General features: G+C 32.8%; 15 protein-coding genes. 7 read left to right on the top strand and 8 right to left on the bottom strand.

Translation table 11 applies throughout. The features are described 5' to 3' along the window. Positions 1-170 precede the first annotated feature (170 nt). Positions 171-6,512 carry an alpha-2-macroglobulin family protein gene (locus FLACOL7796_RS15215; RefSeq protein WP_173971588.1) on the bottom strand — a complete coding sequence of 2,114 codons (6,342 nt, stop codon included), beginning with the start codon at positions 6,510-6,512 and terminating at the stop codon, positions 171-173. Between the two features lie 130 nt (positions 6,513-6,642). Between FLACOL7796_RS15215 and FLACOL7796_RS15210 the strand changes: the two genes are divergently transcribed. Together FLACOL7796_RS15210 and FLACOL7796_RS15205 are read left to right on the top strand one after the other, a co-directional pair. Next, positions 6,643-7,332, top strand: coding sequence for a tetratricopeptide repeat protein (locus FLACOL7796_RS15210; protein WP_173971587.1), 690 nt, complete (start codon positions 6,643-6,645; stop codon positions 7,330-7,332). 65 nt (positions 7,333-7,397) lie between these two features. Beyond that, positions 7,398-8,753 carry a UDP-N-acetylmuramate--L-alanine ligase gene (locus tag FLACOL7796_RS15205; RefSeq protein WP_173971586.1) on the top strand — a complete coding sequence of 452 codons (1,356 nt, stop codon included), beginning with the start codon at positions 7,398-7,400 and terminating at the stop codon, positions 8,751-8,753. Between the two features lie 137 nt (positions 8,754-8,890). Here the strand turns inward: FLACOL7796_RS15205 and FLACOL7796_RS15200 are convergent, their stop codons facing one another. After that, entirely contained in the window at positions 8,891-9,517 is a 627-nt protein-coding gene (locus FLACOL7796_RS15200) for a DUF1287 domain-containing protein (protein ID WP_173971585.1), read from the bottom strand. A gap of 149 nt (positions 9,518-9,666) precedes the next feature. Between FLACOL7796_RS15200 and radC the strand changes: the two genes are divergently transcribed. The 3 genes from radC to FLACOL7796_RS15185 are packed head-to-tail and all read left to right on the top strand — an operon-like array spanning position 9,667 to position 11,795. Next, complete coding sequence (radC, locus tag FLACOL7796_RS15195; RefSeq protein WP_173971604.1) at positions 9,667-10,359, top strand: RadC family protein; 693 nt, start codon at positions 9,667-9,669, stop codon at positions 10,357-10,359. Positions 10,360-10,362: 3 nt separating this feature from the next. Beyond that, positions 10,363-11,049: a YjjG family noncanonical pyrimidine nucleotidase gene (locus tag FLACOL7796_RS15190; protein ID WP_173971584.1), complete on the top strand. Its 687-nt coding sequence runs from the start codon at positions 10,363-10,365 to the stop codon at positions 11,047-11,049. 2 nt (positions 11,050-11,051) lie between these two features. Further along, complete coding sequence (locus FLACOL7796_RS15185) at positions 11,052-11,795, top strand: hypothetical protein (protein WP_173971583.1); 744 nt, start codon at positions 11,052-11,054, stop codon at positions 11,793-11,795. Positions 11,796-11,810: 15 nt separating this feature from the next. Here the strand turns inward: FLACOL7796_RS15185 and FLACOL7796_RS15180 are convergent, their stop codons facing one another. Next, positions 11,811-13,088, bottom strand: a complete 1,278-nt coding sequence (locus FLACOL7796_RS15180; RefSeq protein WP_173971582.1) for a replication-associated recombination protein A — start codon at positions 13,086-13,088, stop codon at positions 11,811-11,813. A gap of 151 nt (positions 13,089-13,239) precedes the next feature. Here FLACOL7796_RS15180 and FLACOL7796_RS15175 point away from each other — a divergent pair, with 151 nt between their 5' ends. Together FLACOL7796_RS15175 and FLACOL7796_RS15170 are read left to right on the top strand one after the other, a co-directional pair. After that, positions 13,240-14,004, top strand: a complete 765-nt coding sequence (locus tag FLACOL7796_RS15175; RefSeq protein ID WP_173971581.1) for a rhomboid family intramembrane serine protease — start codon at positions 13,240-13,242, stop codon at positions 14,002-14,004. Between the two features lie 65 nt (positions 14,005-14,069). Continuing rightward, positions 14,070-14,576 carry a hypothetical protein gene (locus tag FLACOL7796_RS15170; RefSeq protein WP_173971580.1) on the top strand — a complete coding sequence of 169 codons (507 nt, stop codon included), beginning with the start codon at positions 14,070-14,072 and terminating at the stop codon, positions 14,574-14,576. A gap of 5 nt (positions 14,577-14,581) precedes the next feature. Here the strand turns inward: FLACOL7796_RS15170 and FLACOL7796_RS15165 are convergent, their stop codons facing one another. The 5 genes from FLACOL7796_RS15165 to FLACOL7796_RS15145 all read right to left on the bottom strand — a co-directional run bounded on the left by FLACOL7796_RS15165 (position 14,582) and on the right by FLACOL7796_RS15145 (position 22,757). After that, the gene (locus tag FLACOL7796_RS15165; RefSeq protein ID WP_173971579.1) at positions 14,582-15,382 is read right to left on the bottom strand and encodes a DUF2490 domain-containing protein; all 801 of its coding nucleotides are present in this window, start codon (positions 15,380-15,382) and stop codon (positions 14,582-14,584) included. 42 nt (positions 15,383-15,424) lie between these two features. After that, the gene (rlmB, locus tag FLACOL7796_RS15160; protein ID WP_173971578.1) at positions 15,425-16,159 is read right to left on the bottom strand and encodes a 23S rRNA (guanosine(2251)-2'-O)-methyltransferase RlmB; all 735 of its coding nucleotides are present in this window, start codon (positions 16,157-16,159) and stop codon (positions 15,425-15,427) included. A 175-nt stretch (positions 16,160-16,334) separates the two neighbouring features. Then, the gene (locus FLACOL7796_RS15155; RefSeq protein WP_173971577.1) at positions 16,335-17,789 is read right to left on the bottom strand and encodes a SusD/RagB family nutrient-binding outer membrane lipoprotein; all 1,455 of its coding nucleotides are present in this window, start codon (positions 17,787-17,789) and stop codon (positions 16,335-16,337) included. 17 nt (positions 17,790-17,806) lie between these two features. Continuing rightward, a complete protein-coding gene (locus FLACOL7796_RS15150; RefSeq protein ID WP_173971576.1) occupies positions 17,807-20,968 on the bottom strand; it encodes a SusC/RagA family TonB-linked outer membrane protein in 3,162 nt (1,053 codons plus the stop codon). Positions 20,969-21,281: 313 nt separating this feature from the next. Further along, complete coding sequence (locus tag FLACOL7796_RS15145) at positions 21,282-22,757, bottom strand: SusD/RagB family nutrient-binding outer membrane lipoprotein (protein ID WP_173971575.1); 1,476 nt, start codon at positions 22,755-22,757, stop codon at positions 21,282-21,284. Position 22,758: the final 1 nt, after the last annotated feature.

Raw genomic sequence — 22,758 nt, 5'->3', positions numbered from 1 at the left:
AAATCTGTCGGGTTTTTTGTTTAAAAAGGGCTTCGACTCCGCTCAGCCTAATGGAAATTTTTTGAGAGATTTTTTTGCCACGAATTCTCGAATTTTATTTTCAAAGATTATCAAAAAATAATTCGTGAATTACTTCGTCCGTTCGTTATCACTCGGGTCGTGGTGAAAAACTATTGAACTTTCACTCGTATCCCTTTTGTATGACTTGCAAATTCTGGCGCATACATACTTTGAATCGTTGTAATTCCGTTCGAGAATTCTCCGCTGTTATTTACTCTTATATCATATTCTATTACATAAGTTCCTTTATTGATAGTATCAAAGAAGAAATGAGTTGCGGCATCTTTCGTGCTCATATAATATCCTAAACGATCTTTATACTTGTATTCTGAAAGTACATTTACAGGTTCAAAACAAGAAGCTCTCATATCTTTTAGATGCACAAACTCCATGTCTTCTTTTGAAGTAATAACTAATCTTACAGTAACTAAATCACCCGTTTTCAAAGGGTTTTTATTTGTGATTCTTTCTAATTCATCTCCTTTAAGCGAGTTTTTCTTTAAATATAATTCTTTCGAAACGGATAAAACTGATCCTGAATTATTTTTGATTTTATCCAAATCTTCAAAATATTGCCAGTAAGCACCACCAAATCCCGGAACTTTCGATTTGTTTTCGACTTTTACAGAAGCCATTTCTTTTTTAATTTCATCGGCTTTCCAGTTCAGTTTGATGTAACCCGTTTCGGCTTCTTTTTCGTTTTCGGCTAATTTTTTAGTTACTATTTTTTCATTTCCAATTTTAATGACCGTGTTGTCTTTTACACTTAGCCAGTCGTTGCCTTGCATTAATAAAGCATAAATGGCTTCAGTTGTAGATTTTGTTGTAGGCCAGTTTTTGGTTTGTTTATTTTTTAATAACCACACTTTCATTGCATCAACAGATTTGGTATCGTGATTCACTTCGGCGAAAGCCTCAATTAATAAAGCCTGAGTTTCTATAGGCGCCTGATACCAATACCAACCTGCTTTGTTGGCAATCCAGTACATTCCCCAATCTTCATTGTTTGAAGAAGTTTCCTTTAAGCTTTCGATGATTTTTTTGGCAGTTTCACTTTCTCCAAAACGGTTTAAAGTCAAAGCGGCTAATCCTTTTTCGTAAAGCGAATATTTCAGCCAATCTTTTTTAGCTGTTTCCAGATATCGTTTTGTTGCTATTTGTAAAGTATCTGAAAGCGGATATTTTTCTAAATAAAAACTTCTGGTATACAAATAGTGAAGATCAGAATATGGATTGATCCAGATTAGTTTCTCTGTTTGTTTTAAATCTTTGGTGCTGTTTTTATAGTATTGTAAAAATTTACCATCCAGAAACGGAATTCCGGTTTTAGCAATCGCATCAATTTTTTGATTGCTATATTCTGTTTTACTCAATTTTGATAAATGACCTAAACCTGCCAGAATATGTCGCGTTATATATTCGCTTTCGTTACTTTCGTCAAACCAGGCAAATCCTCCTGAGGCTTTTTGTTTTTGTTTTAATTTGTCAAAAGTAGCTTCTTGTGAAGTTTTCATTTTTTCTAAATCAAACAAAAGCGCAAGATTTTTTTTCTTTTCGTTTTCGGTTTCAGCATCTTTCAACCAAGGAGTTTCAGCCAGAATAATCGATTTCAATTCTTCGTTTTCTTCTAGTTTCGAATTTAGTTTTCCGTTCTTTCTCCAATTTTCAAAAAGAGTTGCAATCTTCGGATTACTCGAAATAATTTCAGAAGCCAAAGCATTGGCATAATAGCGGGCAAAAGTTTGTTCAGCACATTCGTGTTCGTATTCCATTAAATAGGGTAGCGACTCAATCGCAAGCCAGGTTGGATTTGAAGTATATTCAAACGTAAATTGATGGTTTTTTAAAGTTGATGAAGTATTGTTTTTTAAATTTTCGAATGTATATTCTTTAGTTGAATTCTCACGAACCCAAATTGGGATGCTTTCTGTTACAAGCATATTGTTGGTCAAAACCGGAAGAATGTTTTCTTCTCCGTCAGAAAAACTGCCTGATTTGGCCAGAATTTTATATTGAACGCCTTGCAAACCTTCAGGAATAGAAATTGTCCAGGTTGCCGTTGTATTCCCGAAAGCCCCAACAGTAAAGTTTTTGATGTTTTTCGTGTTTAGCATTTTGGCATCGATAGGCTGCATGGTTACAGCATCAAAAAATTGCAAACTGGCAATTCCTGTTTTGGCTTGATCCGTAATATTCGAAATTTTAGCACTAATTACAATAGTATCTTTTTCTCTAAAATATCGAGGAAAATTCGGTAAAACCATTAATTCTTTTTGAGTAATAACGCTTTTCTCTATATAACCGGAAACAGCATCTTTATTGTGAGCCAATAAACGAAGTTTCCACGACGTTAAAGCTTCAGGCGATGTAAAGTTGAAACTTATTTTTCCGTTTGCATCTGTTTTTAGATTAGGTAAAAAGAAAGCAGTTTCAGATAAATTTTTTCTTGGTTTTACTTGGGTTAAGGCTTCTAATGCTTTTTTGGTTGTGATGATGATTACGCCGTTTGCAGCTCTGGCTCCGTAAAGTGCAGTGGCTTTTGAATCTTTTAAAATATCCATTGAAAGAATATCTGCTGGATTTATGTTGCTAGCTTCAGTTTCAGAGGCAATTTCTCCATCAATTATATATAAAGAATCAGGAGAAATTGTTACGCTGCCTTTTATTTTGAAAGATGATTTTTCTGAACGACTGTTATATATTAAGGCTTTTTTTGTTTTGAGCGCTCCCACTGAATCCTCTTCGATAATAACAGACACAGGAGCAGCACCAACAGGCTCATCTACAGTTAAAACAGCATCTGGATCTCCTTTAATAGTTTCTGCGCCTACTTTTCTGTCTTTAATATCTACTGTGGTTATACCAAGTGAATCTCCGTATCGACTATTATCGAAGTCAAAGCCAAACCAGTTTAATTGTGTTTTATCATTTTTGAATTCAGTTAGCGGTAAAAATTCATTGAGGTTTTTGAGAGAAGAATATATTCGTTCAAAACCTAAACCAGATTTAAAATTGCTAGAATTATAATGGTAATTATTTATGCTTAAGCTATTTTTCCAATCCCTTTTTACAAATTGATCTAAAGAACTGTCGTACATAGAGGCTAAAACTTCTGCTTCGATTTTTGAATTTATTGATTTTAGTTTAAACGACCAGTTTTCGTGACTTCCGGGTTCAATTTTATTTCTAAAACTTTCTACAAGTAATTCAAGTTTAGATTCCTGGGATTTTAGTTCAACGTATATTTGGTTATTAAAAATTTCGTTATCGAAAATACTTTGAAAACTAATGGATACTGAGTTTTCGAATTCTTTTTTTAGTGGAACTTTGATTATTATTTCATTGTTTTGCAAATGATAGGTATTTTCAAAATAGGTTTGGTAGCCATAATTTCCACTTGTATTAATATAAAGATCAGGAATTACAGAAGAAAGTTTAATTACTATAAAGCCATCTTTTTTTGGATCAGTATTTATTTGTTCTGCCGTAAATAATTTGCCTGGATTAAATTTGTCTTTGCTTTGCTTAATTTCAAAATTATTTACCGATTCTATAAGATTATTAAAAGTATCTTTTGCTGAAAAAACAATTTTATAATTTCCTGATTTATAATCTGAAATAAAATCCAATGCTATTTTTTTGTCTTTTTCGGTGTCTACTTGCTTCGAAAACAACAAAATTTCGTTTGCTTTATCCGTTTTAGTTTCTGTAATTTCATAAGGAAATAATCTTTCAAAATCTAATGCTGAAATGCTTTCGATTTCTGGTTTTTGCCAAACGTTTCCTTTAAATTTATTAGAAAATGGGCTAACGAAATACAATTTAATTTCACCTTTTGCAGCTAAAAATTCTCCGTTTAAGTTGGTGCTTGTAAGTGTGATTTCGTTCTTTTTCTTGGTTTCAATACTATTCGGAATGCTGGCATTGATGATCAAATCATGATAACCAACTTTTACAGTAGTTTGTGCAGTATGTGTTTCGTCATTAATATCAGTTACATCAGCTGTTATACTGTAGCTAAAAACAGGTAATTGTTCTTTGATTGCATTTTTTGAAGGTTCAGCAATAAATTCAATTATAAATTTTCCGGAGGCATCTGTTTTGGTTTCGCCAGTTGCGATAATTTCGTTTTGTTCGTGGCCCCAATAATCACTATAATTTCTAACATAACGTGTAAATCGATTTACTTTGTAAGTTACTTTTGCATCAGAAATGTTACTTCCAGAGAATGCTTTTGCAGTTCCGCTTACTTTAATCGGTTGATTGATCTGGAAACTTTCTTTTTTAGGATCAAAATCTACATTAAATTTTGGACGTTTGTATTCTTCAACTCTAAAATAAGTTTGAGAATTTTCAAGCTTTACAGTTTTCCAAAATGATGCATTTGGTTTATTTTTAAACGAAATATCTCCTTTTTCATAATTATCCGGTTGAGTGGCATAAATATTAAAATCACCCGTAAGGCCGTTTTTAGGCAAAGTGAATTCTCCTGAAAATGATCCAAATTCATTGGTGACAACTTCAATTTCTTTAAAAGTTTGACGATTTGCATCTCGAACAAAAAATTTAAAAGTGGTATTCGCAACAATACTGGTTTTATTTTTTTGCTTTTTTATTGCAATTCCTTTATAATAGACAGTTTGTCCTGGACGATAAATTGCTCTGTCTAAATAAAATTCAACTTTTCCTGTTAAAGTATTGTTTTCTGTTTGATTGTATTGCTGCACGCGTGCGAGGTAATTCTTCTCGGATAAAATAGTGTCATTTGCCAATGTAACTTCTAATTGCTCATCGTAATCGCTGTTGTTTGGTCCGATGTAAGAAGCTAATCCTTTTGAATCTGTTTTAAGAGTATAGTGTTTAGATTTTATTGTTGCATTTTCAAGTGGTTTTCCGGTTTTTCTATCCAAAACCTGAAATTTTTCTTTGTTGGTTTCCTGAGAGGCCAGAATACTAAGGTTTGAAACTGTAATGATTTCATAAGAATATGCTTTTTCTTCTTTTGAATCAGAATCACTTTCAAAATAAATTAAATAAGTTCCTGTTTCCAATGTTGGTAAAAGAACTTCTGTTGTATATTCAAAATAATCCTTTTTACTTTGAAGCTGATAGTCTTTTGAAGCTATTTTGATTTGTTTTTTTGTAATAACATCGACTAAACTATCTAGTCCAATATTATCAAATGCATCTGAAAATTTTCTAAACTTTTTTTGATCTACTTTATAGAATGATATTCTTAAATGATCAAGATTTTTATACGTGATAAAAGCTCTTGTATTCTCTTTATTGTAGATGAATTTTTGAAGTCGGGCATTTAATGATTTTGAAGTAACAATTTGTTTTTGCTCCAAAGCAGTTTGAGCTGAGGAGGTTTGATTGTTAATTTTTACTATATCATCGTATATTTTGACAGCCTCGATATTATAGTCGGGATGTAATTCTTTTGAAGCCTGGCTATGCAGGATTTCTGCTTTTTTTAATAGAATTTTTTGAATAAGAATCGGGTTATCTGTGCGTTTTTGAAATTCATTTAAAAACGTTATGAAGTCTTCATTAGGTTCCGGCATAAATTCACTGCAAAAAATAATTCGGTCAAATTGATTTTCTAATGATGGATTGTCAGATTCGAGCTTTTGATAGAGTAAAAGAACTTTTTTGAAATTTTCTTCTTTTATAAAATTTAAATCAAGCGCTAAAAAAGCTTCTGAATTTCCTAAAAGCTCATTTTTATATGCGGGCATCTGACTGTTTTCAATTTCCCATCGATCTATTTTTTCAGTAAAAAATGTTATGTTTTCCTTTAGTAAATAATCATATAAGTTTTCTTTTTTGAGTTTTTCTAAGGTCAAAAAATTAAAAATAGCTTTGTATTTTGTTAAAGAAGTCTTTTTTAGGATTGATTCATTTTCTAGTGTTTGTTCATAAAGCGCAATTATTTTTTTTTCAGATGTAAAATCGATGCTTGCATTTTCATTTTCCTCAATATCAACAACCGCTGTAGTGTCTATAGGTACAGCAACGGTATCTGAATCAAAACTAACAGAATCTAAAATTGCAACAGCTTCATCTACTACCGCCGCGGCACTATCTACAACTGCATAAGCTTCGTCATTATTAGAGTAATTAATTAAGCATTTGGCATAAATTAAATTCAAGATTGCTTTTGATGGCGTCGAAACGCGGCTAATATCTGTTTTAAGATGATCTAAAATTTTAGTTTTTGCATTTTCATCTACTACCTGCAAATACTTAGATTGATAAAAAAAACATTTTATCATTTGCACTTCGTCTTTTCTTGAAACTGCTTTTTTATAAATTTTGTCGACTATTTCATTTGCTGATTTTATTTTACCTTCATTTTCATAAGAGGCAACTTTGGCCCAGTTTTTATCGTTTTTTTGTGCAAATAAAGCGGTAGTAAACAATAAGAAAACAAATAATATTTTTTTCATAAGTAAGTTTTAGAATATAGAGAACAGTTTTTTGATAAAGGTTGGGATGCGGGTAAAATAAATTTCGTACAAATTACTAATTTATCTCTAAAACCAAATGTTACGTTTTATATTTCCCTATTTTTGAAACATGAAAAAGCTGCTCCTCTTTTTTTTATTTGTGCCAATTTGTATTTGGTCACAATCTAATTTTGAAAAAGGCGAGAAGCTATTTCAATCTAAAAAATATGACGAAGCGCAAGTTATTCTTGAAGGTGTTTTAAAAAGCAAACCTTTGGATATAAAAACAATGGAGTATTTGGGAGAAATTGCAGCACATCAAAAAGCATGGGTAAAAGGTGCTGAATATTTTAAAAAACTCAAAGAACTTAAATCCGCAGAAGCTGATTATTATTTTAAATATGGAGGTTGTCTCGCGATGAGAGCTACAGAAGTAAATAAAATAAAAGCTTTTACGATGGTAGACGATATGAAACAGGCCTTTGAAAAGGCAATTGTTCTGAATCCGAAACACGTGCAGGCAAGATGGGCTTTGATCGAAATATATTTGCAATTACCTGGGATTTTAGGCGGAAGTGAATCTAAAGCAATGGCGTATTCGAATGAATTAGCACAATTTTCTCCCGTAGATGGCTATTTGTCAAGAGGGAGAATCGAAGAATATTTTAAGAGATATACATTGGCAGAAAAAAATTATATAAAGGCAAATGAAATTGGTAAATCAAAAGTCACATTTCAAAAATTATATAATTTATATTTGAATAAATTAAAAGACCCTAAAAAGGCACAGGAATTAAAACGAAAATTTGACGCACAATAATCAAATCTCATAGCCAAATTTTAATGATAAGATTGGAATTTGGAATTTAAAAATTGGAATTTATAATGAAAACACATTTCATCGCGATAGGCGGGAGCGCTATGCACAATTTAGCATTGGCATTGCATAATAAAGGATATCAGGTAACAGGTAGTGATGATGCTATTTTTGAACCATCAAAATCAAGATTAGAAAAAAAAGGAATTTTACCTGCTGAGTTAGGTTGGTTTCCTGAGAAAATTACGGCTGATATTGATGCAATCATTCTTGGAATGCATGCAAAAGCAGACAATCCTGAATTGCTAAAAGCGCAGAAATTAGGTTTGAAAATTTATTCATATCCTGAGTTTTTATACGAGCAATCTAAAAATAAAACTCGCGTTGTAATTGGAGGTTCTCACGGAAAAACAACTATTACTTCGATGATTTTGCATGTAATGCATTATCATAATATTGAAGTTGATTATATGGTAGGAGCACAGCTTGAAGGTTTTGATACGATGGTGCACCTTACCGAAGAAAATGATTTTATGGTTCTGGAAGGTGATGAGTATTTATCATCTCCTATAGACAGACGCCCAAAATTTCATTTGTACCAACCTAATATTGCATTAATTTCTGGAATTGCGTGGGATCATATTAATGTATTCCCAACCTATGAGAATTATGTAGAGCAGTTCGAAATTTTTATTGCCAAAATTACCAATGGCGGAATCTTAGTTTATAACGAAGAGGATCCAGAAGTTAAGCGTGTTGCTGAAGCTGCAACGAATCCAATTCGTAAACTGGCTTATGCTACTCCAAAATATAGTGTAAATGATGGTGTAACCTTGTTAGAAACTCCAGAGGGCGATATGCCAATTGAAGTTTTTGGAGCGCATAATTTAAATAATCTTGCCGGAGCAAAATGGATTTGCCAAAACATGGGCGTAGATGAAGCTGATTTTTACGAAGCAATTGCGAGTTTTAAAGGTGCATCAAAGCGTTTAGAAAAAATCGCAGAAGGAAAAGGTAAAGTAGCTTATAAGGATTTTGCACATTCGCCAAGTAAAGTGGCCGCGACGACAAAAGCGGTTAAAGAGCAATATCCAAACAGAACTTTGGTTGCTTGTTTAGAATTACACACTTATAGCAGTTTGAATGCTGAGTTTTTAAAAGAATATGAAGGCGCTTTAGAGTATGCTGATGTTGCTGTTGTTTTCTATTCTCCGGATGCTGTAAAAATTAAGCAATTAGAAGAAGTAACTTACGAGCAAATCGCAACAGCTTTTAATAGAAAAGATTTAATTATTTATACTAATCCTACAGAATTCAAAGATTATTTATTCAATTTAAATCTTGATAATTCTGCTTTATTATTGATGAGTTCAGGAAATTACGGAGGATTAAACTTTGATGAAGTAAAAGGTTTAATTGAGTAGATAATTAGTCAATTTGATAATAAGATAATGTGCCAATTGCAGTTTTGTAATTGGCATTTTTTTTTTTGGAATTTGCTTTTCGGGATTATAGAACATATACAATTTAAGTTGGAATTTGAATTTTATTTTTTGAAATTTTATTTCCAATACCTGTAATGTCCCACAATTTTATATTCAAACAAACAATCTTGTAGTACTTGCCCGTTGCCAACATTGTGTACGATGAGATTTCTTTTTCCGTCTTTTGATTTTTTGCGGGTTACAATTCCAATATGGGGTAATTTATTATTAATTAGCCAGATTACAATTTCACCAGTTTTATAATCTTTCGGATTTTGGGTTACCGGAAGTTTTTCTCCTTTTCGTTCAAAAAAGATTTCCAGGTTAGGAACTCTTCTATGATCAATATTAGTATCGGTTTTTGTCATTCCCCATTTTTGTAAATTAGGATATGCTGAAAAATTTTTGATCATATCTTCGTGAACTTCTTTTTGCAAATCAATACCTAATTTTCTATACGACCGAATAATGACATCTGTACAAACGCCTTTGTTTTTTGGGACATCTCCGTTAGGATATTCGATAGAGAAATAAGAAGGATCATAATCTATTGTCGGGGCAATTACAGATAAAGCGGCGTTTGATAATTTTTGCTCAAAAGTTTTTGCATCTTCTTGTTCATTTACATTGCTAAATGAGTCTGTTGGTTTTTGTTTACAGGATACAAAGAGCAGGAAAGCGAATACTAGATAAATTGATTTCATTTTGCAAATTTAGTAGTGAATTAAGCGAATCTAAATGTAAGGATTAAAATTATAGAACATGTTTTATGAATGATTTTTCTTATTTTTTAATATATTCGCCTTTCGTAAAAATAGCTGATTTATTTTTTCGATTAATGACAGAAATTACTATGAAATCAAAGCATTTTGCTATTAAAGATTGGTCAGAAGATGACAAACCTCGTGAGAAATTAATGCTTAAAGGTATTGATGCTTTAAGCGATGCCGCACTGATTGCTATTTTAATTGGTTCTGGTAATCGAAATGAATCTGCAGTAGCATTGAGCAAAAGAATTTTGGCCAGCGTAGATAATCTAAATTCTTTAGGTAAAATGTCTATTTCTCAGTTAATGAGTTTTAAAGGAATAGGAGAGGCAAAGGCAATTACAATTGTTGCTGCTTTGGAATTGGGTCGACGACGAAGATCTGAAGATGCGGCAGAGTTTGAAAAGAAAATTATCTCGAGTAAATCAGTTTTTGAAATCATGCAACCCATTATTGGTGAATTAGCTCATGAGGAATTTTGGGTGCTTTTTCTTAATAATTCTAATAAGGTGATTTCTAAAATACAATTGAGTAAAGGTGGAATAACAGGAACTGTTGTTGATACGCGTTTGGTTTTTCATTATGCGTTTGAAACTAAAGCTACGGGCTTGATTTTGTGTCATAATCATCCTTCGGGTTCATTAATACCAAGTGATGCTGATAAGCAAATTACAAAGAAAATAAAATTGGCAGGAGAAAGCTTAGATGTTAAAGTTTTAGATCATATAATCATTACTGAAACAAAATATTATAGTTTTGTAGATGAAGGAATTTTTTAACACATGAAGACAAATATTACCGATGTTTTTTTTGATTTAGATCATACGCTTTGGGACTTTGATAAGAACTCAGAGATGGCTTTCGATCGAATTTTTAAGAGCAGATTTCCTGAGATTAAAATACAGGATTTTATAGAAAAATACGCTCCTATAAATCAGGAGTGCTGGAAATTATATCAAAATGATAAAATTACGCATTTAGAGCTGCGATACAATCGTTTAAAGTTTTCTTTTGATGCTCTGAATATTGAGATTTCTGATGAAAGTATCGATCAGATTGCAAATGATTATATCGAGTTTTTAACGGATAACAACCATCTCTTTGATGGTGCAATTGAAGTTTTAGAATATTTAAGACCAAAATACAGACTGCATATTATTACTAATGGTTTTGCTAATGTTCAGGACAAGAAGATTAATAATGCATTACTTTCTGGTTATTTCGAGACTATAACAAATTCTGAATTGGCAGGTGTAAAAAAGCCAAATAGTATTATCTTTGATTATGCTGTGAATGTTGCTAAAGCATCAAAACAAAATAGTATAATGATTGGCGATTGCCTTGATGCTGATGTCAATGGGGCTTTGAACGCTGGTCTGGATGCTATCTTTTTTAATGATAAGAAAATTTCAGCGCCGGATAATATTAAACAAATAAATCATTTATTAGAACTTAAAAAATATTTATAATTATGAGAATTAAATTTTTCTTGATAGCATTTCTTACTTCAGTTATTGGGTTTTCACAATCTGTTAATGATTACAAAGCAGTTATTGTGCCTTTAAAATATGATTTTCTTAAAACAGAAAATCAGTACAGGCTGTCAACGATGACTAAGGCAAATTTACTTAAAGCTGGTTTTCAGGCTTTTTATGCAAATGAACAACTTCCCGCAGGATTTGCTGATCGTTGTGATCTTTTATACGTCGATGTAAAAAGAGATAGTGGATTTTTAATCACTAAACTTTATCTAGAATTTAGAGATTGCTATGGTAAGGTTATTTATACGTCACAAGTAGGAAGAAGCAAAGAAAAAGAATACGAATCTGCGTATAGAGAAAGTCTTGAGTTGGCATTTGTTTCTATAAATGCATTAAATTATAAGTATAACGGAAAAACTGCTAATTCTACAAATACAGCTACTTCGGCTCCTGTAACATCTCAAACATTAGCTGCGACAGCAATTGTACCAGCTCCGGTTGCAGATATGACAGATCCTAACTTATTGTATGCACAACCAACAGAAAACGGATATCAGTTAATTGATAAAACACCAAAAGTGGTGATGAAGTTGTTAAAAACATCTCGCCCGGATTCATTTATTGCTATAAAAGATGGTATTCAGGGATCATTAAACGCAAAAGACAATCAATGGTTTTTTGAGTACTATAAAAATGATCAATTAGTATCTGAAAAAGTGGTAGTAAAATTCTAAAAATAAAATACGGTTTTAGTAACCGTATTTATCTTTCCAACGGTTCTTTAGAAATTCACGGTTGCTGTTCTCTCTTGAGTTGCTGCCTGGATTATAAAGAACCGTTTCTTTTACGGCATCAGGTAAAAATTCCTGTTCCGCAAAATTATTAGCATAGTCATGCGAATATTTATAATCATCGCCATAACCTAATTCTTTCATAAGTTTTGTTGGAGCGTTTCTTAAGTGAATAGGAACCGGTAAATCTCCTGTTTGCTTTACTAATTGTTGCGCATTACCAATTGCCATATACGAAGCATTACTTTTAGGAGAAGTTGCCAGATAAATGGCACATTGACTTAATATAATTCGGCTTTCAGGATAACCAATAGTTGTTACGGCCTGAAAAGTATTGTTCGCCATTATAAAAGCTGTTGGGTTCGCATTACCAATATCTTCGCTAGAAAGTATAAGCATTCGTCGGGCAATAAACTTGACATCTTCACCGCCTTCAATCATTCTTGCCAGCCAATAAACGGCTCCGTTGGGATCACTACCACGAATTGATTTTATAAATGCCGAAACAATATCATAATGCTGTTCGCCACTTTTGTCATACAAAACAGTATTTTGCTGCACCAATTCAAAAACGCGATCGTTTGTAATAATAATTTCATCGCCTGATGAAGCATTGATCACAAGTTCAAAAATATTCAATAATTTTCTTCCATCTCCGCCAGAAAGTCGGAGTAAAGCTTCTGTTTCCTTTAATGTAATGTTTTTCGTTGCCAGATAAGTATCCGTTTTCATTGCGCGATGCAATAAAGCCTCTAGATCTGCTTTAGTAAAAGCATTTAATATATAAACTTGACAACGTGACAATAATGCAGGAATAACTTCAAAACTCGGATTCTCTGTTGTAGCACCAATAAGTGTTATCCATCCTTTTTCGACAGCAGCTAAAAGCGAATCTTGTTGTGATTTGCTAAATCGGTGAATCTCATCAATAAATAAAATAGGATTTTTTGCTGTAAATAATCCGCCGCTTTGCTTTGCTTTTTCAATTACATCACGAATATCTTTTACCCCTGAATTTATAGCGCTTAAGATATAAAATGGGCGTTTCGATTCCTGAGCAATAATTTGTGCCAAAGTTGTTTTTCCTGTTCCAGGAGGTCCCCAAAAGATCAATGACGGAATAATTCCTTTCGAAATTTGTTGCGTTAATGAACCATTTGGTCCAACCAAATGACTCTGACTGATATAATCTTCTAATTGCTGTGGGCGAATACGCTCGGCTAAAGGTGCTTCCATTTTGTAAAATTACTATTTTCAATTTTAATTTTATAGTATTAAAGGGTTACAAATCATAACAAAGGACATATGTGGTTAGCTGACAAATTATCAGTAAATTGTAATTGGATAGTTTTTTGATATCATTCTTATAACTTTATTTCCAAAAACGATGAATGATAACCACTTTAAATTTTCGAATGCCGTGATCGGTCTTCCTGTTTTTTTTGTTCTTTTTTTGTGGATTGTTTATTGGATGCAAATCCGTTTCGATTTTGATTTTTATCAGCATGGTATCTATCCTCGGGACTTTTCAGGTTTACAAGGCGTTTTGTTTAGCCCTTTTATTCACGAAAATTTAGACCATTTATATAATAACTCTATTCCGTTATTAGTATTATTAGCCGCTATGCAATTTTTTTATCCCAAACAATCATTTGCTGTAATTGGTTTTGGGATTTTATTCTCAGGTTTAATAACTTGGGTTATTGGTCGGGAGAATTATCATATTGGCGCCAGTGGACTAATTTATGTTTTGGTGAGTTTTATATTTTTTAAAGGAATTCAAACACGTTATTACCGTTTAGTGGCACTTTCGTTATCTGTAATTTTGCTATACGGAGGAATGATTTGGTATGTTTTTCCTGATGTAGATAAAACAATTTCCTGGGAAGGACATTTAGCTGGTTTTATAACTGGATTTGGAATGTCGCTACTTTATAAAACTCCTGAATACGCAAAGCCTATTGTTTACGAATGGCAAAAACCGGATTTTAATCCTGAAGAAGATGCATTTATGAAACATTTTGATGAAAATGGAAACTTTGTAAATACCGAAATACCAGAGGAAGAACCGGAACTTTTTTGGAATTATTATAATTCAAATGTTTCGGTTAATTATACAGTAACCAAAACAGAATCAGAGGATAAAATGTAAAATGCAATATTTGAATTAATTTAAATGACTATTTTTGTTTGTATTCTAATTTCAATCAAGATGTTATGAAAAAAATAAGCTTTACCATTGTTTTTTTATTAGTCTTAATTAGTTCAAAGATGCATGCTCAGTGCGATATAAAGAATAGGGTACTTGCAGATGGTACTATGACTTACTATTTTGATCCGACTAACTTTTATACAACAAAGTCAAAGTCATTAAAAATTAATATCGTAACAGATAAGGAGCATTTTTTTATTGCGCTGCAACCTTCACCATTTCCGCCTAAAAAAGAAGGTAAAAAAATTAAAGATGATTTAGTGATTCATCTTGCTGATAAAAATGTGTACAGATTAACGCATTATGATACTCAATACCGACATAACGATTCAGTGATGCAGGTTCTTTATTTAATCGATCAAAAAGATATAGAAGCTTTTTCTAAGTTTGAAGCTGTTGTAGCCGAAATTAATATGGAGGGTACAGAGTTTGTGCGTAGCTATGATTTTAAATTACATAAAGATGCTATTATAAAACAGCTCGCTTGTTTTTTAAAAAAAGAAGACAAGTAAAAAAATTAATCTTCAGTTGAAGATTCGTTTTTATGATGTAGTTTTTTACTTAGATTTCTAAAGAGATTATTGAAGGTAAGTGTTAATGATGCGGCATTTACAATCTGATTTCCATTATCTCTAGGTAGGTATTCATTTGCATAAGTTACTTCTGCCTGAATGTCATCACTAAATAAATATCCCGCGCCAATGTTTAGTCTGTTTCTGTCAAAGAAGCTTAAGCCCGTTACTTTTGTTCCTGATTTAAAAAATAATTCATCTGAAGCTATTGCATAAACAACACCTTCTCTTAGAACTTTGCTGTTTATTGGGAGGATGTATTTTATTTGTTGGCGATATCTTAGAACATTGTCATAGTCACCTTCTTCATTTCGCATATGCCGCAATTCCATTCTCATTCTGGTGCTTAAAGTGTAACCCGTTTTATGAAAATAGTAAATTACTTGTAACGCAAATCTTGTCTCAGGAGATTTAAATTGACCGATTTCCGGAACATCTTTATTATAATTGTAAGCTAAAAAAGTAGAGAATTTCCAACGTGGAGAAAAATAGTAATGTCCCCATACCCGCGCAGAGCGTTGTATGTTTTGTTGAAAAATATTAGAAGAAGATTCTGTACTGCTGTAGACGGCACCCAGATTTAATTCAGTCGACCATTTCTCGTTGATTGTTCTGGTGAACTGAATTTCATTCCAAAATTGGTTGTATGTAGTAGTCTGACCGTAATTAATACTTGTAATAAAAATAATTACAAGTATTAAACCGGTTTTTTTTATTGATATGTTTTGGGTAGGGTTTAAAGACATCAATTATTATATTTATTTGTCAACCTAATTCCTCAATACTACTTAACTTCTTTGTCGAACAGTTTCGTATAAAAATGCTCCACAAGCTACAGAAACGTTTAGAGATCCAATTGATCCAAACATTGGTAATTTTGCTTTTTCATCAACGATTTTAAGTACAGAAGGGTTTATTCCTCTGTCTTCAGATCCCATGATAATTGCTAATGGTTCATTTAATGCTATATCGTAAATGTTTTGATCTGTTTTCTCTGTTGCAGCAACAGTTTTAATTCCTGAACCCTGAAGATAAAAAATAGCATCTTTGATATGTTCCACTTTACAAATTGGCACATTAAATACCGCTCCAGCTGATGTTTTTACTGTATCTCCGTTTACAGGAGCAGATCCTGCTTTTTGAACTATAATTCCGTTTACGCCAGTGCATTCTGCTGTTCTGATTATAGCTCCAAAATTACGGGCATCAGAAATCTGATCTAATATTAAAAATAATGGTTTTGAACCAGATGCAATTGTCGATTCTACTAAATGTTCCAATTCGATAAAACCAATAGGAGAGATGGTTGCAACTGCTCCCTGGTGATTGTTTGGAGTTAATCGGTTTAATTTTTCTACAGGTACATATGAGAAATTTATGTTAGCGCGTTTCATCACTTTCATTAAATCTTTCATTAATTCTCCTGAAATCTCTTTTTGTATAAATACTTTATCGACTTCTTTTCCTGCTTGAATTGCTTCTATAATGGCTCTAATTCCAAATATTTGATGTTCTTTTTCCATGGGACAAATATAGGGATAATGTTTGCAAAAAAAAATCACTCTGAAAAGAGAGTGACATAATGATTTGTTTTATATTTTGACAAATTGGTTTTGTTAGGTCTTAAAAGTAAAAAGGGCACTCATCGTAAGATAAGTGCCCTTTTTTTTGAATTGTTTTTAGATTTAAAGAATACTATTATCTAGTACCTCCAGCCCACCAAACTTTTTCTGTATAAACGTAATTTCCATCTCCAAATGCTGCTTTCACATTGCTATTTGCAGATACATCAGAATCACCATAAGGTAATCTAAGTGGGAATTGAGTTGCGTTCAATGGGTTTGCTAATTGAATTGGATTTGCAGCTGCAGAACCATACATAGCTAACAAACGTCTGTAGTCATTATATGCTTCAACAGATTCGTTTTCGTAGAATGCTAAGTATTTTTGTACAGCAATTTCTTTTAATAAATCAGCATTAGTTGTGATGTTTAATGCATCAATATAATTCGTTGCGTTTGCAGTTGAAAAATTAATAGCTTCATCTTTATTGAAAGCGGCATTTACTGCAGCAATCAAACTAGCTGTGCTGGTAACAGCAGCTGAGTTTCTTGCTTCTGCTTCAGCTTTGATAAACAATAGTTCATGGTAGCTTAACATAAATATTGGATTATTCACATTTTGTAAAGCTGAATATGAATAAGTTTGACTTTGTGGACTAACACCATTTGCATAAAACTCATAGGTAGGAGTTGCTGTAGGTGTTTTTTTGATTTTTTTGAAATAACCGTCAGCACGTGGGTCATTTTTTGCTGTTAATTTATCATGTAAACTTTTGCTTGCAAATAAATATTTTCTAGCAACATAAAATTGGTAATATGGATTTGGAATATTTGAATTTTTCATTTTAAATTCCTCACCATTACTTGTAAAAGATTTACTTACGTAATCTAATACTTTTGCATAATTAGGATTCTTAAAAGAAAGACGTAGTGTATAACGTGCCAATAAACCATTAGCAGCTTTTGTCCAGCTATCAGTGTCTCCATTGTATATTAAGTCCTGAGATCCTAAATTTTCATAGCCTGATGTTTTTCCTAAATTAACAATTGCATCTTCCAAAGTTGCGAAAACAATTTTGTAAAGGTCTTCCTGACGATCCAATTTAGGTGTAAAAATTACTCCAGGTTGAAAAGCCTCAGTGAAAGGAACATCTCCAAACATATCTGTTAGCAAAGCTAAATTGTATGCGTATAGAACTTGTGCTACACCTAATGTTTCATAGTTACCTTTTTCTTCACCAGTTGTACATTTGTTTATTATCAACTTTAGGTTGTACATTGTCTGATAAATACTGTTCCAAGAATTGTTATTAGTGGTCTGGTTCTTAGGCTCACCATTTCTTGTCTCTGCATTGTACATTTGACCAAAACCACCTGCGTTTAATTCTACATAAACACCTGTGTAGAAAGATAGATCTGAACCAGTATTGCTAAATGCAGTACTTGTCATAGCGTCTGTGATGGCAAAACGAGTCGGCACATCTAATGGATCGTTTACGTTTTTGTTGATTTCGTCCATTTTATCCTCTGAACAAGAATTTAATGAAAGTGACGCAATCACCAAAAGTAAGATGACTTTATATTTTTTCATGATTTTTTTGAATTATATTAATTAATTGTTAGATTCATTCCAAATCCAATACTTGTTGTTTGTGGAACAGATAATCTTTCAAAACCTCCAGCCATATTATTGTTTCCTTGTGATGATTCTGGATCTAAGTTTGGCATTTTAGCCCATAATAAAATATTTCTTGCGAATGCAGAAACACGAATGTCAAATCCTGATGAAAATTGTGGTAGAGTATATCCTAAAGATAGTTCTCTAAGTTTTACGAAAGAAGCGTCATATACAGCAGTTTCTGCAATATTTGAATATCTGTTATAAGTTGCTTGTTTAGTTGCTGCTTTTGTGTTTGGTTGTCCATCTGCAGTTACACCCTCTTGAACTAATAATACATCACGATCTCCTGTTTTAGCACTTAATCCGTATGTGTCTAATAAAGAGTTTGTTCCGCTGTACATTTTTCCTCCGTTTTTCCAGTCAAAAGTAGCTGCAAGAGTTATTTTTTTGTATCTGAAAGTAGTTGTACCTCCTAAGTTGAATTTAGGTGCTACTTCTCCAAGTGATTTAGTTTCTCCTGCTAAAGCTAATCCATTAGCATCAACTAAGATATTTCCTTTGTCATCTCTTGCAAAAGCTGTTCCGTAAATTACAGGGAAGCGTTCTCCAATACTAGCTCTAATTTGTGGAGTTGTAAATCCTCCTAAGAAGATGTTTGGTACTCCCTCTTTTAATTCGTCTACAAAGTTGTCAATTTGAGTATAGTTTGCAGATATTGTCCATTCAAAATCGTTAGTTCTAATTGGTGTAACGCTTACAACTAATTCATGGCTATTAGTATGGATTTTTCCTCCGTTCATTACTAATGTTGCAGCTCCTGTAGAACCTGCTAATGGCACTTGGAAGATTTGATCTATTACATTTTGTCTAGAATAAGTATAATCGATGCTTACACGATCTTTAAACAATCTTACCTCACCACCTAATTCATATGATCTTGTATTTTGAGGTTTTAAGTTTGGATCATACATTACGTTGTTTGGGATGTATGAATTTACACCTCCAAGTGGGTAATTTACCGGAGAGTTTGACCAGAAACCACCTGAGTAGTTAGGTACAGTATAGTAATTTTCTAAATAATCACCTGCTTGACCTACTTCAGCCCAAGATGCTCTAAGTTTAGCAAAAGATAATGTTGAGTTTCCTTTTAAACCTTCTAATTCAGTTAATACTAAACCTAATGATACTGAAGGGTATACGAATGAACGGTTGTCTCTTGGCATTGAAGATACAATGTCATTTCTTACAGTACCTCCTAAGAAGATAAAGTTTTTGTATGCAAGATTTACGTTTCCAAATAAACCAAAAGTTCTGTTTCTACGAATTTCATCAGTAGCAACTGTTTGTTGTGTGTTTTTTAGATTAGGGAAACCACCAAAGTTAAGGTCATTTCCAATCATTTCGTATGATTTGTTGTATCTATCGTTAATTTCGTTTCCAACTAAAGCTGTTAAGTTTAAGTCGTCAGTAATTTTATATTCATAATTTACTGTGAATAATGAATTTACTGTTCTAGATGAAATTCCGTAAAGGTCTAAGTGTCCTGCTGTAGTTTGTTGATTTCCGTACTCTTGGATATCTCTATAGTTTGTTGTATAAGTATCAGCACCAAGTTGGTAACGGAATGTTATTTTGTGCTGATCATTTGCTGAGATAGTTGGTGTAAATTCAACATATGTATTTCCGAAGAAACGATCAGTTTGCTCGTCAAAAATATTGTGTTTAGCTGCCCAATATGGGTTGTTGAATCCTGTTGGTCTGTAATAAACTTGTGTATAAGGATCAAGTGCGCTTTCGAATCCGTTTCCTTTTAAATCATAGCTTATTGGACTAGCGAATGCACCTGCAACTGATGAGTCATTTGCACCTGTAGCTTTTGTGATTTTAGTGTTGATGTAGTTACCTACGAAACCAGTTTTCCAATCGTCTCCAAGTTTTGTGCTAAATGCCGCTTTTGCATTGTAACGATCCAGACCAGTTGAAGGTATAAAACCATCTTGGTTTGATGAACCTAAAGCAAACGCATAATTACTTTTATCAGTAGCTTGAGTTATGTTAAAAGAGTTGTTAACTGTTATTCCTGTTTTAAAGAAATCACCAAAATTGTCATATACTTTAGGGGCTACCCATGGGTCTAAACCTGCTGTAGCTCTTTGTGGTACATAATATTTACCAGGATGAGCTCCTGCATTCATACCATTTAAAGCATTAGGAACATTTCCTCCGTAAGCTGGGCTATTTGGTAACTCAGAAATTTTTGGTCCCCAAGTTAATGAGTTAGTTGGGTCATACTCTCCACCTGTTCCTTGCGCATACTGATTTTGATAATTAATCTTTCTAGATACATCATCTGCAGTAATTGAACTATTGAAGTTTATTGTAGGTTTTCCGCTTTTAGAAGCTCCTCTACCACTTTTTGTAGTAATTACTACTACACCATTTGAAGCTCTAAGTCCGTAAATTGCTGATGCAGCTTGTCCTTTAAGAATATTGATAGATTCAATATCGTTTGGATCAATATCAACTGCTCTGTTAGCAAGATCTGATCCAGTTACACCGTTTCCAGTGCTGTAATCAGCTTGAGATGCTACTGGCATACCATCAATTACATACAAAGGAGTGTTGTTTCCTGTAAAAGAACGAGCTCCACGAATAACAATTTGAGAAGAAGCTCCAGGAGCACCACTAGAAGGAGTGATTTGTACCCCAGCTAATTTTCCTTGAAGAGCACCAGCTAAGCTGTTGTTGTTTCCTCTTGTTAATTCTGTAGCTTTTACCTCTTGAGTAGCATATCCTAATGCTTTTTTCTCTTTCTTAATACCTAATGCAGTTACTACAACACTTTCCAGTTCTACTGAATCGTTTTTTAGTTTTGCATTAACATTAGATGAACTTGCAGCAACTTCTTGAGATTGCATCCCGATGTAGCTGAAAATTAATACTTGGTTTGGTGCTGCTTTGATAGAATATTTTCCGTCAAAATCAGTTTGTGTTCCTGTTTTTGTTCCTTTAACTAATACACTAACACCTGGTAAAGGCATTCCTGTATTGTCAGAAACTGTTCCAGAAACAACTCTTTCTTGCGCGAAAGTAAGTTGCGCAATTAGTACTAATAAAAGCACTAAGAATCCATTGAACTTTAGTTTCATTTTTAAATATTTTGAATTAGTTCGACAAAAATCTTAATAATTTGTTAATCTACCTAATATAAAAAGCTTTTTTTTTAGTTAAATTATGATTTTACTATAAGATATTGTTTTTTTATAGTTAAAAAAGAGGTGTAAATTGTAAATTCGTATTTTTTTGCTTCAAATATGATAATAATGGAAAATATTACAATTGATGTAAATGTTAAATTTTGTGAATTTCAGGACTTAATTGTTTTATTGTAAGTTTTTTTATAGAAAAAGCCATCTCATATTTTAGTAATGAGATGGCTTTTGTACAGATTATTTGTATTAGTTAATTGTTAACAGGTGTTTTAGTTACAATTGTTGGTATTGGGCTTGGTGTGTTAGGATTCGAGTTAATTTCCTTTTGAGGATATAAAAATCTTTGAGGAACTCCTGTGAAACCTGATTTTAATTGAATTTCTGCAGCATTGTTAGATCTTCCTAAATCTGTAAATGATTCGAAAGTTCCCAAGAAATAAATGTATCTCTCTTGATAAATTTCTCTTATAAGTGCATTTTGGTCTGTTAATGCTGTAGTGCCATTATTTTCCATACCTCCTGCTGCAAAATCTGCTGCGGTATATGGAGCATAAAGAAAAGTTTCTGCATTATCAGTATCGGGATCTCCGTCTACATCATAACCATCATTGTTTACGCCAATAGAATATCCGGTATTCAATAAAGCTCTATATGCGTTGTATGATGTTAAGCCAGTAGAAAAACCTGATCTGGCATCTACTTCGGCAATAATTAGTAACATTTCTCCATAAGTAACTAATGGTATAGCTGTGTCGTTTCCGAATTTACCGCTAGTTCCTCCATAATCAGGACCATAAACATTTAAGCTGTAAGGGAATGTATCTGCATTATATGTAAATGCATATCTTGCAGATTCATCAGTTTTTGCATTTCCTCTGTATAAAGTAGTAGATGGATCGAGTATTTGTGCAGCATATCCTTCTCCTGACATATAATCAGGTCTGTCATAAACTAGAAAAGAATAAAACGGATTAAAACTTTGAAGGTAAGAGCTTCCAAATTTTGCTTTGAAATCATCTCCTGCATTATTAATTCCTAGAAGTGCATTTGCTTTTGCAAGTGTGTAATTTTTTGTTTGAAGGTAAAATTTTGCTTTTATTGAATAAGCAAGTTTTATCCATTTATCAGTTTTGCCACCATACCATATATCAGCTTTTGAGGGGATAACTTCGCCGGTTGTTTTACTAAGATTTGCAATTGCATCATCTAATAGCAGTTGTGCGCTTTTATATACGTCAGCTTGAGGGTCGAATTTTGGTGCGCGTTTGCCGCCTCTGTAATCAAAGTCGGAGTAGGGAACGTCTCCCCACAAAGAAGCTACAGTTCCGATACAGTATGCTTCAATGACCTGAGCTGCTCCTTTTAGACGAAAGTTTGCAGCAGTAGTGGCTTTTGCTTCTAATATTTGTGCTTGTGTAATTGTGTTTACATATGCAAGATCCCAGTTGTTGTCGAAACCAGATGCTGTTGCGCTGTTCCAGTTGTTAAGGGTTACGTATTGTCTGTCTTCTCCGTTGGCTTGATTTAACCAAAGCATTGCGGATCTGACAGATGAAGATGTTTGGAAGAATTGGTTTGCAAGAACTACACCTTGAAACATATTAGCTGCATCAACATCATTTAATAAATCTGGATCTACATTCATGTCTTCTACATAACTAGTACAACTAAATATGCTAGATACTAGTAGAAAAATACTTGCTGTTTTAATAAATATATTTTTCATT

The organism is Flavobacterium bizetiae, assembly GCF_902804475.1.
Classification (GTDB): Bacteria; Bacteroidota; Bacteroidia; order Flavobacteriales; family Flavobacteriaceae; genus Flavobacterium; species Flavobacterium bizetiae.
Note: the sequence above shows the minus strand (reverse complement) of the source record. Positions and strands in the feature narration are given on the sequence as shown.

What these genes read in the sequence shown, in the direction of transcription:
- FLACOL7796_RS15215 (WP_173971588.1), bottom strand. Translation starts at nt 6,512, where the DNA reads ATGAAAAAAATATTATTTGTTTTCTTATTGTTTACTACCGCTTTATTT.
- FLACOL7796_RS15210 (WP_173971587.1), top strand. Translation starts at nt 6,643, where the DNA reads ATGAAAAAGCTGCTCCTCTTTTTTTTATTTGTGCCAATTTGTATTTGG.
- FLACOL7796_RS15205 (WP_173971586.1), top strand. Translation starts at nt 7,398, where the DNA reads ATGAAAACACATTTCATCGCGATAGGCGGGAGCGCTATGCACAATTTA.
- FLACOL7796_RS15200 (WP_173971585.1), bottom strand. Translation starts at nt 9,517, where the DNA reads ATGAAATCAATTTATCTAGTATTCGCTTTCCTGCTCTTTGTATCCTGT.
- radC (WP_173971604.1), top strand. Translation starts at nt 9,667, where the DNA reads ATGAAATCAAAGCATTTTGCTATTAAAGATTGGTCAGAAGATGACAAA.
- FLACOL7796_RS15190 (WP_173971584.1), top strand. Translation starts at nt 10,363, where the DNA reads ATGAAGACAAATATTACCGATGTTTTTTTTGATTTAGATCATACGCTT.
- FLACOL7796_RS15185 (WP_173971583.1), top strand. Translation starts at nt 11,052, where the DNA reads ATGAGAATTAAATTTTTCTTGATAGCATTTCTTACTTCAGTTATTGGG.
- FLACOL7796_RS15180 (WP_173971582.1), bottom strand. Translation starts at nt 13,088, where the DNA reads ATGGAAGCACCTTTAGCCGAGCGTATTCGCCCACAGCAATTAGAAGAT.
- FLACOL7796_RS15175 (WP_173971581.1), top strand. Translation starts at nt 13,240, where the DNA reads ATGAATGATAACCACTTTAAATTTTCGAATGCCGTGATCGGTCTTCCT.
- FLACOL7796_RS15170 (WP_173971580.1), top strand. Translation starts at nt 14,070, where the DNA reads ATGAAAAAAATAAGCTTTACCATTGTTTTTTTATTAGTCTTAATTAGT.
- FLACOL7796_RS15165 (WP_173971579.1), bottom strand. Translation starts at nt 15,382, where the DNA reads ATGTCTTTAAACCCTACCCAAAACATATCAATAAAAAAAACCGGTTTA.
- rlmB (WP_173971578.1), bottom strand. Translation starts at nt 16,159, where the DNA reads ATGGAAAAAGAACATCAAATATTTGGAATTAGAGCCATTATAGAAGCA.
- FLACOL7796_RS15155 (WP_173971577.1), bottom strand. Translation starts at nt 17,789, where the DNA reads ATGAAAAAATATAAAGTCATCTTACTTTTGGTGATTGCGTCACTTTCA.
- FLACOL7796_RS15150 (WP_173971576.1), bottom strand. Translation starts at nt 20,968, where the DNA reads ATGAAACTAAAGTTCAATGGATTCTTAGTGCTTTTATTAGTACTAATT.
- FLACOL7796_RS15145 (WP_173971575.1), bottom strand. Translation starts at nt 22,757, where the DNA reads ATGAAAAATATATTTATTAAAACAGCAAGTATTTTTCTACTAGTATCT.